Here is a 281-nt window from a genome sequence, read left to right on the forward strand (position 1 = left end):
CGGCTCAGGAAGAGGTGCTGAACCGTCTAGGTGCCTCTGCTATGCCTAACAAAAAGATGATTTTATCGCTGTTGGATCACGCACGGCCGATGCCGACGTACCCCTTCATGATTCAAGTATGGGAGGCGCTAAATACGGGTCTAACCGAGCTGCCCTTAAGCAATCCTGAACAAGCATTGAAAAAAATAGAACAGGCCATCCAAGCATCCTGGGGCGTATATAAAAGCTAAAAAGAGACGGGGAGAAGAAACATGAAAACAACGATATTCAGCCAAATTTCG

The 281-nt window shown here is 47.0% G+C and carries 1 pseudogene; it reads left to right on the forward strand.

Features of this window, described 5'->3' with window-relative positions:
- Nucleotides 1–230 (forward strand): annotated as a pseudogene (locus CA598_RS31885) (sugar ABC transporter substrate-binding protein); the annotation flags it as partial.
- Between the last annotated feature and the right edge of the window lie 51 nt (nt 231–281).

It is taken from the genome of Paenibacillus sp. VTT E-133291, from assembly GCF_002264395.1.
Lineage (GTDB): Bacteria > Bacillota > Bacilli > Paenibacillales > Paenibacillaceae > Paenibacillus_AQ > Paenibacillus_AQ nitricinens.